The 14,871-nt window shown below is 68.3% G+C and carries 12 protein-coding genes; 5 read left to right on the forward strand and 7 right to left on the reverse strand.

Annotated elements, in window-relative coordinates; genetic code table 11:
* Positions 1 to 134 precede the first annotated feature (134 nt).
* A complete protein-coding gene (locus tag ABJK40_RS14160; RefSeq protein WP_348478986.1) occupies positions 135 to 1,193 on the forward strand; it encodes a zinc-dependent alcohol dehydrogenase family protein in 1,059 nt (352 codons plus the stop codon).
* Between the two features lie 58 nt (positions 1,194 to 1,251).
* Here ABJK40_RS14160 and ABJK40_RS14165 read toward each other — a convergent pair whose 3' ends face one another.
* Positions 1,252 to 2,205, reverse strand: a complete 954-nt coding sequence (locus ABJK40_RS14165; protein WP_348478947.1) for a universal stress protein — start codon at positions 2,203 to 2,205, stop codon at positions 1,252 to 1,254.
* A 53-nt stretch (positions 2,206 to 2,258) separates the two neighbouring features.
* Complete coding sequence (locus ABJK40_RS14170) at positions 2,259 to 2,687, reverse strand: CBS domain-containing protein (protein ID WP_348478948.1); 429 nt, start codon at positions 2,685 to 2,687, stop codon at positions 2,259 to 2,261.
* A 127-nt stretch (positions 2,688 to 2,814) separates the two neighbouring features.
* Here ABJK40_RS14170 and ABJK40_RS14175 point away from each other — a divergent pair, with 127 nt between their 5' ends.
* On the forward strand, positions 2,815 to 3,288 hold the full coding sequence (locus ABJK40_RS14175; protein ID WP_348478949.1) for a pyridoxamine 5'-phosphate oxidase family protein: 474 nt from the start codon (positions 2,815 to 2,817) through the stop codon (positions 3,286 to 3,288).
* 113 nt (positions 3,289 to 3,401) lie between these two features.
* A complete protein-coding gene (locus tag ABJK40_RS14180) occupies positions 3,402 to 4,190 on the forward strand; it encodes a glucose 1-dehydrogenase (RefSeq protein WP_348478950.1) in 789 nt (262 codons plus the stop codon).
* Positions 4,191 to 4,254: 64 nt separating this feature from the next.
* Here the strand turns inward: ABJK40_RS14180 and ABJK40_RS14185 are convergent, their stop codons facing one another.
* Complete coding sequence (locus ABJK40_RS14185; RefSeq protein WP_348478951.1) at positions 4,255 to 5,307, reverse strand: TIGR03857 family LLM class F420-dependent oxidoreductase; 1,053 nt, start codon at positions 5,305 to 5,307, stop codon at positions 4,255 to 4,257.
* 144 nt (positions 5,308 to 5,451) lie between these two features.
* On the opposite strand from ABJK40_RS14185, the gene ABJK40_RS14190 reads away from it, so the two are divergent.
* On the forward strand, positions 5,452 to 7,731 hold the full coding sequence (locus ABJK40_RS14190; RefSeq protein WP_348478952.1) for a molybdopterin-dependent oxidoreductase: 2,280 nt from the start codon (positions 5,452 to 5,454) through the stop codon (positions 7,729 to 7,731).
* Between the two features lie 22 nt (positions 7,732 to 7,753).
* Here the strand turns inward: ABJK40_RS14190 and ABJK40_RS14195 are convergent, their stop codons facing one another.
* A complete protein-coding gene (locus ABJK40_RS14195; RefSeq protein WP_348478953.1) occupies positions 7,754 to 8,515 on the reverse strand; it encodes a phosphatase PAP2 family protein in 762 nt (253 codons plus the stop codon).
* 210 nt (positions 8,516 to 8,725) lie between these two features.
* Here ABJK40_RS14195 and ABJK40_RS14200 point away from each other — a divergent pair, with 210 nt between their 5' ends.
* A complete protein-coding gene (locus tag ABJK40_RS14200) occupies positions 8,726 to 10,384 on the forward strand; it encodes a carboxylesterase family protein (RefSeq protein ID WP_348478954.1) in 1,659 nt (552 codons plus the stop codon).
* A 33-nt stretch (positions 10,385 to 10,417) separates the two neighbouring features.
* Here ABJK40_RS14200 and ABJK40_RS14205 read toward each other — a convergent pair whose 3' ends face one another.
* From ABJK40_RS14205 to ABJK40_RS14215, 3 genes are all read right to left on the reverse strand, one after another.
* A complete protein-coding gene (locus ABJK40_RS14205) occupies positions 10,418 to 11,065 on the reverse strand; it encodes a TetR/AcrR family transcriptional regulator (protein WP_348478955.1) in 648 nt (215 codons plus the stop codon).
* The gene (locus ABJK40_RS14210) at positions 11,062 to 12,816 is read right to left on the reverse strand and encodes an NAD(P)/FAD-dependent oxidoreductase (protein WP_348478987.1); all 1,755 of its coding nucleotides are present in this window, start codon (positions 12,814 to 12,816) and stop codon (positions 11,062 to 11,064) included. The genes ABJK40_RS14205 and ABJK40_RS14210 overlap by 4 nt, the downstream gene beginning before the upstream one ends.
* 888 nt (positions 12,817 to 13,704) lie before the next feature.
* Complete coding sequence (locus ABJK40_RS14215; RefSeq protein ID WP_348478956.1) at positions 13,705 to 14,724, reverse strand: NAD(P)H-dependent glycerol-3-phosphate dehydrogenase; 1,020 nt, start codon at positions 14,722 to 14,724, stop codon at positions 13,705 to 13,707.
* Between the last annotated feature and the right edge of the window lie 147 nt (positions 14,725 to 14,871).

Consider the following 14,871-nt stretch of genomic DNA (forward strand, 5'->3'; position numbering starts at 1 on the left):
GCCGTCGGTGGGTGGAGGGTCGATGGTGCGGGCGACGAACCGGAGCCCGATCCCGACCCCCGAGCGACGAGGACATCATGACCAGTGACCCGACCACCGACCCGACCACCGGCCCGACCGGTGACACGAGCACGATGAAGGCGCTGGTGTACCACGGCCCCGACACCAAGGCGTGGGAGGACGTCCCGAAGCCCCGCGTCCAGGCCGACACCGACGCCGTCGTCCGGGTCGACGCCACCACGATCTGCGGAACCGACCTGCACATCATGAAGGGCGACGTGCCCGCCGTGACCGACGGCCGGATCCTCGGCCACGAAGCCGTCGGCACCGTCGAGTCCGTCGGGACCGGCGTGAAGAACGCGAAGGTCGGCGATCGCGTCCTGGTGTCGTGCATCACCGCGTGCGCTGCGTGTCGGTTCTGTCGAGAAGGACGCCCGGGGCAGTGTCTCGGCGGCGGCGGGTGGATCCTCGGCCACGAGATCGACGGGACGCAGGCCGAGTACGTGCGGGTTCCGTTCGCCGACACCTCGACCTACCCGGCACCCGCCGGGATCGAGGACGAAGCGCTGCTGATGCTGGCCGACATCCTCCCCACCGGGTACGAGGTGGGCGTCCTCAACGGCCACGTCCGACCCGGTGACGTCGTGGTCGTGGTCGGTGCCGGCCCGATCGGCCTCTCCGCCATCATGGGGGCTCGGCTGTTCAGCCCCAGTCATATCGTCGCGATCGACATGGCCGACTCCCGGCTCCTCGCGGCGAAGCAGTTCGGTGCCGACGTCACGATCAACAACAGCACCGACGACGCTCTCGCGATCGTCCGGGAACTGACCGGCGGGCTCGGTGCCGACGTCACGATCGAAGCCGTCGGCGTTCCTGCGACGTTCGAGTTGGCCACCGAACTGGTCCGACCCGGCGGACACGTCGCCAACATCGGCGTGCACGGAACGCCGGTCACCCTGCACCTGGAGACACTGTGGATCAAGGACGTCACGATCACGACCGGCCTGGTCGATGCCACTTCGACGCCCACCCTGCTGCGTCTGGCGACCAGCAAGCAGATTGCCGCCGACCAGTTCGTCACTCATCGCTTCGCTCTCGACGACATGATTGAGGCGTACGACGTGTTCGGGCGTGCCGCCGACACCGGAGCTCTCAAGATCGTGCTGAGCAGGAGTGCCTCCACCGAGCGCTGACGGCGACGGAACCGCCGTCGTCAGCGGGCTCGACGGGGTGCGATCCGACCGGGTCCGGTCATCGTTCCACGAGATCCGACTCGGCGACGTCCGCGGTCGAGGATCGGACCACCACCATCGCACCGTCGACGTGGTGGAGCAGCCAGGTCGACACCGAACCGAGCACCGCGGCGCCGATCGCTCCGTGACCACGGGCACCCATCACGACCAGATCCGAGTCGGCCGCTCGCTCCGCGAGCACCGTTCGCGGGTGCCCTTCGACGAACACCGCTCGGACGTCGACGTCGTCGCGATCGTTCGCATCGACGGTGGCGGCAACGAGATGTTCGGAGCGTTGGCGTGCGAGGTCGGTGGCTTCCGGGAAGAAGAAGCGGTCGCTCCCGACGGCGATGGGCGAGGTGTCCCACACGCTCGCGCATTCGATCACCGTGCCGCAGGACGCGAACCCGATCGCCCAGGAGAGCGCGGCGATCGAGTGATCGGACCCGTCGAAGGCCACCAAGATGGACGTGATCGGCCCGATGCCCGCCGTGGCGGGAATCACCGCCACGGGACCGGGGGAGTGGGTGGCGCACTGCGCGCTGGTGGATCCGAGCAGGAGCCGAGCGAAGCCTCCACGACCCCGCGAACCCACGACCAGCAGATCGCTGTCGCGGGCACTGTCGAGCAGCAGTGAGGCAGCACTTCCCCGGCCGACGCAGCGGGTCACGACACCGTCGAACGACGGTTCGATCTGTGCGGCGAGTTCGTCGACGGTCGCGAACGCCGATTCCTCGAGTCCGTCGAACGAGGCGGCGGTCGTCAGCGGACTCATCGGGGTCATGGTCGAAGCCACCGGAAGACTCCACGAGGTGGCGAGTCGCAGTTCGCTCGCTCGCCCGGACGCGTGAGCCACCGCCCACAGGGCGGCGTGACGGCCGCACTCCGATCCGTCGATGCCCACGATCCAACGGCCGGACCCGGGCGAGGTCGCGGGATGATCTGCATTCGTCGAGGTCGGTTCGTCGCTCACGTCTCCAGTCAGCCGGACTCGTCGCTCGACCGTCAGGGCCGAAGGTCCTGCCGTCAGATGACGAGGGCAGCGAGCAGATCACGCATCGAGACGACACCGGCCAGCGTGCCGTCGTCGTGGCAGACGAGGATGTGGCGGACGTTGGTCTCGAGCATCTCCTCGGCCACGTCACCGACCGCTGCGGCGGCCGACGCCCAGTTGAGCGAGTGCGACTCGATGTCGCGCGCCGTGGTCGCATCGAGGTCGTGCCCGAATGCGATCGCTGCGACCAGATCGCGCTCGGAGATCACGCCGTCGATGTCGTCACCCTCTCCCACCACCGCGAAGCTGACGTCCCTGGCGCGGAGTGCGACGGCGACGGCGCGCAACGTCTCGTCGAGCGGAACCCGCACCACGTCCTCGACGACGAAGGGACGAACGGGTCGCCGTTCGCGCTCGCCGGTGGAGAGCGGGTCCAGATCCACGGTCGGTCGTTCGGGCATCACTCCACCATGGAACCGGTTCCGGCCCGTCGGTAGAGGCGAAGGTCCCCGGAGGCGAAGCGGCCTCGTGTCCGGATCGGGACCTTCGCCCCTTCCGGTGGCGAGCGTTCGGTGCTGGGATCGACGCATGGAACCTTCAGAGAACGGCACCGAGATCCTCAGCGAGATCCTCAGCGAGACCGTGTGCTGGGAGCGTCTCCGTCGGACCTCGATCGGCCGGCTCGGCGTCCACCACGAAGGTCAACCGGCGATCTATCCCATCAACTACCTGGTCGACGGATCGTCGATCGTGTTCCGTACACGCGCCGGCAGCAAGATCTACGACGCGCCGCGCCTCGAACGCGTCGCATTCGAGATCGACGGTTTCGACCCGAGCCACGGCGATGCCTGGAGCGTCCTCGTCAAGGGCTTCGGTCGCTTCGTCGACAGCGCCCCGGAGATCGAGCACGCCGACACGCTGGCGCTCTACCCGTGGGTGGACGTCGACCGGTCGGCGTGGGTCCGCATCGTCCCGGTCGAGGTGACCGGCCGTCGCTTCCACGTCGTCGGCGACGCGATCACCGATGGATCCGTCGGCTGGGCGGCGCGGGTCGGTGGCTGAGTTGCATCATCGGCGGCCGGGTGGAGGCTGCACCCCGACCGGCGGGTGACGACGAGCGTCGTCGCCGTCGCCCCCATGGACGACACGTCGCCACCAACTGACAGAATCGAACCATGAGCAGCACGACGACCCTCGACGGTCGCACCGCAGTCGTGACCGGAGCGACCGGTGGAATGGGGCGGGCGATCGTCGCCGCGCTGGTCGGATCCGGAGCGAACGTCGTCGCCACCGATCGAGACGATCGGCACGCCGACGCACTGCTGGCGTCCGCCGCCGACGCGCCCGGCGGTGTCGTGTTCGTCCCCGGTGACGTGTCGATCGCCGACGACGTCGCTGCGGTCGTCGACGAGGCGACGTCGCGTCACGGGCGACTCGACTGTGCGGTGAACGCCGCAGCGATCGAGTTCGAGACGGTGCCGCTCGCCGATTGTGCCGACGACGACTTCGACCGGATGATGGCGGTCAACGTCCGAGGCGTCTTCCTGTCGATGAAGCACGAGCTGCGGGCGATGCTGGACACGGCGAGCGGACGACATGGTGGCGGCGCGTCGATCGTGAACATCGCGTCGACGAACTCGTTCAGGCCCCAACACGACCAACCCGCCTACACCGCGAGCAAACATGCGGTCCTCGGTCTCACCCGCAGCGCGGCGATGGACTACTCGGTTCACGGCATCCGTGTGAATGCGATCTGCCCGGGAGCGATCGACACGCCGATGCTGCGACAGGCGATGGAGCGCCGAGGTCGCGACGTCGACGATGTGGCGAAGCGGTTGAGTCGGTTCGGGCGTTTCGGCGAGCCGTCCGAGATCGCGAACGCTGCCCTGTGGTTGTGTTCCGATGCGTCGTCGTTCACGACCGGTCACGCGCTCGCCGTCGACGGCGGAATGCTCGCGACGTGACCGTGCGCCGACGGCGGACACACTCCGATCGGAGTGGCCACGGCGCGCTCGCAGCTCCGAGTGGCTAGGTCGACGGTGCGTGACCGATCCGCGCGCTGTACGCGTCGACGATCGGTTCGATCTCCACCGGGGCGGCGCCGTGGAGGATGACGCCGTCGGCTCCCAGCTCGAACTGGTCGCCGACCTTGGCGGCGCACTGCTCCGGCGAGCCGGTCGCAGCCGGGGCGAGCCACTCGTCGGGGATCAGCGTGGCGACGTGTTCGAGTTCCTCGGTCGAGGCCTTGTCGTCGAGCGCACCTCGGAAGCCGGCCACCATCGGGTCGGCCCGGAACCGTTCGAGCACGGCGGGGTCCCAGCCGTTCGTCGACACCATCAGGTCGCCGTACGCCTGGAGGTAGGTGGCGAGGCGCCCGACGGTCTTCTTCAGCCGCACCGGCTCGGGGAGGTGGTCGCCGATCGTGGCGTAGCAGGACCACACGCTGACCGACGCCGGATCGCGACCCGCCCGTTCCGCCGACTCCTTCACGGTGCGCACGCAGCGCTGGAGCGTCTCGTCGGTGAAGAACGTGTGCAGGACGACCTGGTCGAACGCCCGTCCCGCGAGTTCGAGGGTGTTGGGGCCGAACGCCGTGATCCCCAGCGGGATGTCCTCGTCGAACTCGTTGTCGAGACGCAGGAACGGGAACCGCCCCGCGGGCCCGTCGTGGTCGAGGATCGTCTCGCCGTGCCACAGCCGCCGCATCAACCCGGCGAAGTCCTCGAGCTGAGCGGTGGTGACCGCCGGCAGGCCGAGCGCCTTCACGAGTGGCGCGATCCCGCGGCCCAGGCCGAGTGTGAATCGTCCTCCCGTCAGGCGGTGCATCGTGGTGGCGTACGCCGCGGTGACGAGCGGGTGGCGGGTGTTGTGGTTGGTGGCCGCGGTGGCGATGTTGATCTTCGACGACACCGCACCGACCGCACCCGAGATCGTCGCCGCCTCCTTGATGTTGAACCGTTCGGAGATGAACGTCCAGCCCAGCCCGAGACGCTCGGCATCGTGCACCTCGTCGATGAGATCGCGGGGCGAGCGGGGCGCTCCGGCCAGGGTGTAGAACCCGAGACGGTCGAGACCGGTCACGTCACGACCCTCTGTGGCGATCCGTCCATGGCACGTCACCGTACTTCGCAGGTGCGGTTCACCGAGAGGTCGGCGACCGTGGTGCGGCGGGGAAGCCGGTGCACCACTGGGAACCTCTCCGACCGGGTCACGTACTGTGCCGGGATGGGAACTCCTGCCGCCGACGTGACCGATGCGACGATCGAAGAGGTGGTGACGCACCATCGCTCCTGCCCACTGTGCGAAGCGTGCTGCGGGCTCGAGATCACCACGAAGGGCGATCAGGTCGTGCGGATCCGTGGCGACATGGACGACCCGTACTCGAAGGGGTTCATCTGTCCGAAGGGGTCTGCTCTCAAGCAGCTGCACGAGGACCCCGACCGGCTCACGTCGCCGCGCATCCGCACCGACGACGGCTGGAAGGAGGCGACGTGGGACGAGGCATTCGCCGAGATCCAGCGGCGGCTCGCTCCGATCGTGGAGGCGCACGGGCGTCAGGCGCTGGGCACGGTTCTCGGCAACCCGAACACCCACAACCTGGGTGGGCAGCTCTACGTCCGCCCGGTGATGACCGCGGTCGGCAGTACCAACGCCTTCTCCGCGTCGACCGTGGATCAAATGCCCAAGCACGTCAGCGCCGGCCTGATGTGGGGACGACCCGACATGTTCCCGCTCCCCGACCTCGACCGCACGGACTACCTGCTGATGCTCGGTGCGAATCCGTACGCATCGAACGGCAGCCTGCTCACCGCGCCCGACATGCCCGGCCGCCTCGAAGCGATCCGTGAACGCGGCACGTTCGTGGTCGTCGACCCGCGCCGGACGAAGACCGCCGAGAACGCGTCGGAGCACCTCACGATCGTTCCGGGCACCGATGCCTACTGGCTGATGGCGCTGATCGACACGTTGTTCTCCGAGGGCCTGGTCGACATCGGCCGGCTGGAATCGCACGTGAGCGGAGTGGACGAGGTCCGCGAGATGACCGCTGCGTACACGGCGGACGCAGTGGCCGAACGCTGTGGGATCCCGGCCGACACGACGCGGCGCATCGCCCGTGAGCTCGCCGCGGCACCGACCGCGGCGGTCTACGGCCGGATGGGCGCGCACACCGTCGAGTTCGGCACGATCGCGAGTTGGGCGACCGACGTGCTCAACGTGCTGACCGGCAATCTCGACGAACCCGGTGGAGTGATGTTCAACTGCGCACCGACGCAGAACATGGCTCCATCGACACCCGGTGGCCGGGGTTTCACCCTCGGACGCTGGTCGGGCCGGGCATCGGGTCGCCCGGAGGTGAAGGGCGAACTCCCTGCGGCCACCTTGGCCGAGGAGATCACCGCACCGGGTGACGGCATCAAGGCGCTCTTCGTGCTGGCGTGCAACCCCGTCCGCTCGTTCCCGAACAGCGAACGCATCGACGAGGCACTGCAACAGCTCGACCTCCTCGTCGTCGTCGACCCGTACGTCACGGCCACGGGTCGCCACGCCCACGTGATCCTTCCGCCGACGTCGGCGCTCGAACGCAGCCACTACGACTTCGCATTCGAAGCGAACATGATCCGATCCTTCGCGAAGTACTCGCCGGCGGTGTTCGAGACGGACGCCCCGAGCGAGGAGCAGATCCTGAGCCGCCTCGCGCTGGTGATCCAGGGGCAGCCGGTCGACACGGACCCGGTGATCGTGCACGACCAGATGATGGAGCAACTCGTCGATGCCGAGCTGGGACGTGCGTCGTCACGCATCCACGGGCGCGACCGGGCCGAGATCCTGGAGGCCCTCGCCCCGTGGGAGTGGTCCGAGCAGATCATCGACTTCCGGCTGCGTGTCGGACAGCACGGCGACGCGTTCGGTGCCGACCCCGACGGGCTCACGTTGCGCAAGCTGATCGACGAGCATCCCAGCGGCGCCGACTTCGGGCCGCTCGTGCCGCGCTTCCCCGATGCGATCAAGACCGTGTCGGGAACGGTCGAACTCGCCCCTCGCCCCATCGTCGACGACATGGCGCGACTGGGCGCTCGTTTCGCCGAGTACGACGCACAGCGTGAGCAGGCGGGTGGGCAGTTCGTGCTGATCGGCCGTCGTCACCTCAAGACCGTCAACTCGTGGATGCACAACCTGAACGTCCTGATCAAGGGCAGGACCGACTGCACGTTGCAGGTCCATCCCGACGACGCCGCCCGGCTCGGGCTGGTCGACGGCGGATCGGCGAACGTCCGTTCACGTGTGGGAGCCGTCGTCGCTCCGGTGGAGGTGACCGACGAGGTGATGCCCGGTGTGGTGTGTCTTCCCCACGGCTGGGGCTACGACGAGCCGGGCATCGAGATGCACACGGCGAAGACCAAGCCCGGTGTCAACTCGAACGCACTCACCGACGACGCCGCGCTCGACGACCTGTCGGGCAACTGTGCGCTCAACGGAATCCCTGTCGAGGTGACCGCCGCCTGACCCGGCAACCCGGGCGCCGACCTCAGACGTCGCAGGGAATCGGCTCCCGGCGTGCTGCGGAGCGACGCTGGAGTCTCGCCGCCACGGCCAGCGACGACAGAGACAGCCCGATGCCGACGATGATGTCCAGGATGTAGTGGTTGGCGGTGACCACCACGGCCACCGACATGAGCACCACGGGCACGAGCAGTGCGACCCGCAGCCACCAGCGTTCGGTGCCGAGCATCATGGCCGCGCTGGCGAGCGCGACCCATCCGACGTGGAAGCTGGGGAGAGCGGCGAACTCGTTGATGAACCCGTCGGGTTGGCCGACGAAGGCCGACCCACCCGATTGGCCGACGGTGTCGATGAAGCCGGGAAGGAACCGCGGCGGAGCGACGGGGAGGAGGGAGAACACGACCAAGCCGACCGTGCCCGAGATCAACATCGCGTTGCGGTACAGCGTGAACACCGACCGGCGCCAGAACCAGGCGATCACGAACGTCGAGATGATGTAGGGCCAGTAGGTCCAGGCGTAGACGAAGTTGAAGAAGTCGATGACACCCGGAAGGTGCAGCACGGCGCCCTGCACCTGCTTCTCGACGTCGATTCCGAGGGCGGCTTCGATGTCGAGGAGGCGGGCGGCATGACGGAACGCCGCCTCCTCGGACCCGTTGGCGACCCAGCGCACGGCCAGGTAGGCGAGGAACGCCGAGGTGATCACCACCGCCTGGGTGGCGATCGCACGCGGTGCGAGTCGCTCGCGACCGGCGCGGTGCTGCCGGTCGATCTCGATCAGTGTCATGGCGGCAATGTTCCCAGCTGAACCTCGAAATCACCTGAGAATTTCGTGTGACTCATCTTCCGTTCCGATCTGACCATCTCGGGAATCGATGGGCACTGGGCTCTCAGGATATCCCGAGGTGTCTCCAAGAGGATCCCGAGTTCCTCGTGGCCTTCGCACACCCGGCGACTCGATCGTGGGCTGCTGCGACGACATTGCAAGACTCGTCGGATGGGCAGACTCGGACGCACCAGGATCGAAGCGAACACCACCACCGGCCGCGTGCGCGGTGCCGCTCAGGAGGCAGGTCGGGTCGCGGTCTACAAGGGCGTGCCGTACGCGGCGCCACCGATCGGAGATCGGCGCTGGAAGCCGCCCGTCGCGGCCGAGCCGTGGTCGGGAGTGCGTGACTGCCGGCGGTTCGGACCGTCGGCTCACCAGCGCGTCGCCGGGTTCGAGGAGTTCTTCGACGGCCTCGTCCGTGGTCTGGGTCTGGGTGTCGTGCGACGCACGGTGCTCGGCGCTGCGATCAAGCTCGCCCCGACCAAGCAGAGCGAGGACTGCCTCACGCTGAACATCCGCACCCCCACACATGCCAGTGGCCTGCCGGTGATGGTGTGGATCCACGGTGGCGACCACACCGACGGCAGCGGCTCCGAGCCGATGTACCAGAGCAACGTGTTCCCCGAGCGAGGATGTGTGCTGGTCACGATCAACTACCGGCTCGGGCTGTTCGGGTTCTTCGCCCACCCCGAACTCTCTGCGGAGTCGGACGAGGGGGTGTCGGGCAACTACGGCCTCCTCGACCAGATCGCCGCGCTGGAATGGGTGCGCGACAACATCGCGAACTTCGGTGGTGACCCCGGTTCGGTCACGATCTTCGGCGAGTCGGCCGGTGGCGAGGCGGTGTTGAACCTGATGACCTCGCCGCGAGCCCGCGGGTTGTTCCAGCGTGCGATCGCGCAGAGCCCGAGCGACAGCGGACGGTGGCTCCATCTCGATCGCCCTGCCGTCGACTTCGATCCCGCCGTCGACGCCGGTCGCCGGTTCGCCGACGCGGCGGTCGGAGCCGGTGGCGGCCAGGTCGAGCGGCTTCGGGCGATGGACCCCGAAGCGCTCAGCGACCTCTACCGGGAGCGCGCCGACCTGGGGCGGTACTTCTACCCAGTCGTCGACGGCGTCGTCCTGCCGACGGCGCCGATGAATGCGTTCTCCGCCGGGGCCCAGGCCGACGTGCCGTTGCTGATCGGGTACAACAGCGACGAGGGGTCGTTGCTCGCCACGTTCATGCACCCGGCGGGTGCGGAGTTCGAGGCACCCGCCGACGGCGCCTCGGTCGGTCGGCCGCAGATCCGGGCGGCCTTCGAGCGTTCGTACCCGACCGGGGAACACGTCGACCGTCTGTTCGCGGAGTACCCGGGTCTCGCAGCCGGAGAGTTCGAGGCGAGCAGTCGACACGCCGGTGACCACATGTTCGGAGTTCACGTCGACCATGCGTCGCGCTGCCATGCGGCTCAGGGGCACCCGGTCTACCGCTACCACTTCCGTGCCGTCCCGGCGTCGAAGCGCCAGACGGCCGGAGCGTTCCACGCAGCCGAGGTGCTCTACGTGTTCGACACGTCGTTCCCGCTCGTTCCCGCCGCAGAGGATGCGCACCTCCTCGTTCGCGACATGGGTGATCGTTGGTTCGCCTTCGCCGCCACCGGCGTCCCCGATGCTCCGGGCCGTGAGCACTGGCCGGCGTACGACGTCGACGACCCGCGCCACATGGTGTTCGACCGACCGATCTCGGCGGTGCAGCAGTGCCCGGCCCAGCCCGGTCTCGACCTGATGCGCGAGCGCATCGAGTGGCTCACGGGCGAACTCGCCACGCCGGTCGGCGCCCGGTGACGGCGCGACGGTCTCCGGCGCCGCAGTGAGACGTCAGGGCGACTCGGAGTCAGGACGCTCGGACTGCACGGCAGCCGCGACCATGTGAGCGAGTCGTACGGGCAGGTCCGGCTCGAACGGGCGCACGGCTTCGAGTCGCCGCACGTAGAGGGGCCCGACCGCCATGTCGATCGCCAGGTCCACGTCGAGGTCGCCACGAGCCTCACCGCGCTCGATCGCTCGGAGGAACACGGTGGCGAGGTGGTCACGTGCCGGTCGGCTGATGTTCACGTAGAGAGCATCGGCGAGTTCGGGGTTTCGACCCGCTTCGTCGAGAAGTGCCGACAGCAGGCTCCCACCGCGGCGCGATGCCAGGAACGCAGTGAGGCGGTCGAGGTAGAGGGCCAGATCGTGGCGCAAGCTGCCGGTGTCGGGAACCGGCCGGTCCGGCGACTGGGAGGCGAGCGCGTCGATGACCACGGCGATGATGCCGTCGTAGCGGCGGTACAGAGTCGCCGTCGACACTCCTGCTTCCCGCGCGATCCCCGACATGGTCGTCCCAGCGAATCCGACCGACGCGAGCGACCGCAACGTGGCGGTGAGGATCGCCTGATCGGCCGCTTCGCTGCGAGGGCGACCGCGGCTGTGCTCGGTGCCTCGTGTCTGCTCGGTGACGGGCCGGGCGGCTGCGGTGTCGGTCATCGCATGTCGAGTCCGTCGAACCCGCCGTTCGTGCGCCAGCTCTCGAGGATCTCGAAGAACGCGATGGCACCGCGTCCGTAGGCGCCGTTCTGCGCAGCGCTCTGCGAGGGTCGGCCCTCGTTGTTGTAGTAGCCGGGCGTGCACGTCTCCTGGAAGGCGGCGGAGTTCCGGGCGGTGGCCACGATCTCGTCGACCCACGCCTGCTCCGCCTCCTCGGTGACCTCGACCAGATCGAGGTCGTTGTCGAGCGCGTGGCCCACGACGTGCGCGACGTGCTGCGCGACCTCGTCGAGCATGTGCGGATAGTTGACGGTGAAGCCGCCCTGAGCGGCACCGAGGATGAAGTTGTTCGGGAAGCCGGAAACGTGCATGCCGTGCATCGTGCGCACGCCATCGGCCCAATGCTGGGTGAGCGTCGTGTCGTCGCGACCGATGATCTCGTAGCCGGCGCGACGCGAGTAGGCGGTGCCCACCTCGAAGCCGGTGGCGAAGATGATGCAGTCGAGTTCGTGCTCGACACCGTTGGCCACGATGCCCCGCTCGGTGATGCGGTCGATGCCGCGTCCGTCGGTGTCGACGAGCGTGACGTTCGGTCGGTTGAACGTGTCGAGGTACTCGTCGTGGAAGCAGGGACGCTTGCAGAACTGGCGGTAGTAGGGCTTGAGCGACTCGGCGGTGTCGGGGTCGTCGACGAGCGCCTCGACGCGCGACCGGACCTCGTTCATCTTCTCCAGGTCGGCGAGTTCGATCAGCGCACCCAGCGCCTGCTCGTCGCCGACCTCACTGCCCGAGCGGATCATCGTCATCAACTTTCCGACGATGTCGGTCCATCCGTCGTCGACGAGGTCGACGCGCTGCGGCTGACCCGACACGAGCGCGTTGAAGTTCTGCATCCGGTCGCGTTGCCAACCCGGCTCCAGCCCGGCGGACCACTCGGGGTCCGTCGGACGGTTGTCGCGTACGTCGACCGACGAGGGCGTGCGCTGGAACACGACGAGCTGTTCGGCATGTTCGCCGAGGTGAGGGACGCACTGCACGGCGGTGGCGCCGGTGCCGATGATGCCGACGCGCTTGTCGGCGAGCCCGGTGAGGCCGCCGTCGGGGTTGCCGCCCGTGTAGTCGTAGTCCCAGCGGCTGGTGTGGAACGTGTGGCCTGCGTAGTCGTTGATCCCCTCGATCCCGGGCAGCTTCGGTCGGTGCAACGGGCCGTTGGCCATGGCGACGAAGCGCGCCCGGATCGCGTCACCGCGATCGGTGGCGATCACCCAGCGGTGGTCGTCGTCGTCCCACCGTGCCTCGGTCACCTCGGTCTGGAAGAGCGTCCGTTCGAACAGGTCGTAGTGGCGGCCGATCGATCGGCTGTGTTCGAGGATCTCGCGAGCCTTGACGTACTTTTCGGTCGGTAGGTAGCCGACCTCTTCGAGCAGTGGGAGGTAGACGTAGGACTCGACGTCGCACATCGCCCCGGGGTAGCGGTTCCAGTACCAGGTGCCGCCGAAGTCGCCGCCCTTCTCGATGATCATCACGTCGTCGATGCCCGCTTCGCGGAGCCGACCCGCGGCGAGCAGTCCGCCGAAGCCGCCGCCGACCACGACCACGTCGACGAGGCGGGTCGACGGTTCGCGCTCGACGGGGGCGTCGACGTACGGGTCGTCGACGTAGTTCGAGAAGTCACCGGTGACCTCGATGTACTGCTCGTTCCCGTCGGGCCGGACGCGCTTGTCGCGTTCGATGCGGTACTTCTCCCGCATCGCCTCCCGCTCCGCTTCGGTGGGAGACGACCCTGCGCTCGGCTCGGTCAGGACATCGGACTGGCTCATTCCGAAACGGTAGTCTTTCGTTTCGCTCCCGGTGAAGCTCAGCGTCGGGGTGAGAGGTCGGCGGTGTCGCCATTCGACGGTCTCGAACATCGCGATGTGCCGGGTCGGTGGATCGAAATCGTGTTCGGGTTCCGCTGGCGGTTGCGGGGGCGGGGCCTCCGGCGGATCGGGAACGGCCCAGTCGGGAGTCGTTTCACCGACGGGCATGACGACCGTGCCGTCGGGGCGAATCTGGTAGATCCGCCCGGTGGCGGCGTGCCGACTCGTGAGGCCCTTGGCGTGCTTCTCGCGATCGTGGACGCCGCAGAGCGGGCCGCCGTTGGCTTGGTCGGTGGGGCCGTCGTTGCTCCACGGTCGGAGATGGTCGACGTCGCAGAACTCGGCGGGGACGTCGCAGCCGTTCTTGTAGCAGGTGACCGCCAGCAACTGGGCTGCCTCGCGAGGCGTGCCGACGAACAGTCGGCTCGAGCGGCCCAGATCGGTGATCACCCCGTCCGAGTCGACGACGACGCGACGCACGCGGCCGTGGATCATCGCTCGCAGGGCTGCGTGCGGATCGATGACGATGCCGGACGAGGTCTCGCACCGGCGGTCGAGCAGGTCGCGCCATGCTCGCGTGAGACGACCGACGCAACGAGTGGAGTCGCGTTCCCGTGAGGACCGTCCGAACGTCCGCCTCGCGGGCGGCGATCGCAACGATGGGATCGATCGACGGATCGGAGATTGGAGGCTCGACACCAGCCCAGCCGACCGCTCCGGCCCCCTCAGCGGCACAGAAATCCCGGAGAAATTTGGATTCCGAGCGCCTCCGACTCCGGGTCACCAATCGGTGCCGTGGACCTCGTGTCCCGGTGTGCGGCGCAGGAGGCCGCGGAATGTGGCGGTGACGGGTTGGCCGTGGTTGATCACGGCGTCGACCTCGGAAGCGATCGTCGCGTCGACCGAGAACTCGTCGGCGATGGCCACGACCGAACCGGCGGTCTTGATGCCTTCGGCGACCTGGTTCATCGACGTGGTGATCTCCTCCAGGGTCGCACCCTTGCCGAGTTCCACGCCGACGTGTCGGTTCCGGCTGTGCGGGCTCGTCGCAGTGGCGATCAGGTCACCCATCCCGGCCAGGCCGGAGAACGTCTCGTCACGGCCGCCCATCGCCACGCCGATGCGCGACATCTCGCGGAGCGAACGGGTGATGACCATGGCGCGGGTGTTGTCGCCCGCACCGAGACCGTCGCCGAACCCGACGGCGATCGCATAGATGTTCTTGAGCGCCCCTGCCGCCTCGACGCCCACCACGTCCTCCGACGTGTACACGCGGAACCGCTGGTGGTTGAACAGGCTCTGCAACATCACCGCCGTGCCGTGGTCGGGCAGCGCGATCGTGGCGGCCGCGGCGTAGCCCTGCACGATCTCGCGTGCGATGTTCGGTCCGGCCAACACGCCGGCGGGATGGCCGGGCAGGATCTCGGCGACCACCTCGGTCATCCGTTTGCGCGTCGACTGCTCGAGTCCCTTGACGAGGCTGATCACGGGCACCCACGGCCGCACGAAGGGCGCGGCGGCTTCGAGCACCGACCGGTAGTGCTGGGACGGCACGCCCACGACGAGGACGTCGGCGGTGGACACCGCGTACTCGAGGTCGCTGGTGGCGCGCAACGTCGGCGTCAGTGCGAGGTCGGGCAGGTAGCGCGGGTTCATGTGCGTCTCGTTGATCGCCGTGGCCACCTCGTCGTCACGCAGCCACTGCAGCGTCGGGGTGTTGCGCGCAGCGATCGACGCCACGGTGGTTCCCCACGACCCGCCTCCGAGCACGGTCACCACGGGTTGACGTCGATCGTTCATGCGCGTGTCCATTCTTCGGTCGTCCTGACCACGACATCGTGGCAGGTGGCGGCATCGTGACGGTACGCCGGCATCTGGGCAACGGAGTCACGACGTGCCCGACTGTCATTCGGTGTCGGACACCGTGTGGTTTCGCGGCGGTTTCGC

Source organism: Ilumatobacter sp. (assembly GCF_039969435.1).
In the GTDB taxonomy this organism is placed as follows: domain Bacteria; phylum Actinomycetota; class Acidimicrobiia; order Acidimicrobiales; family Ilumatobacteraceae; genus Ilumatobacter_A.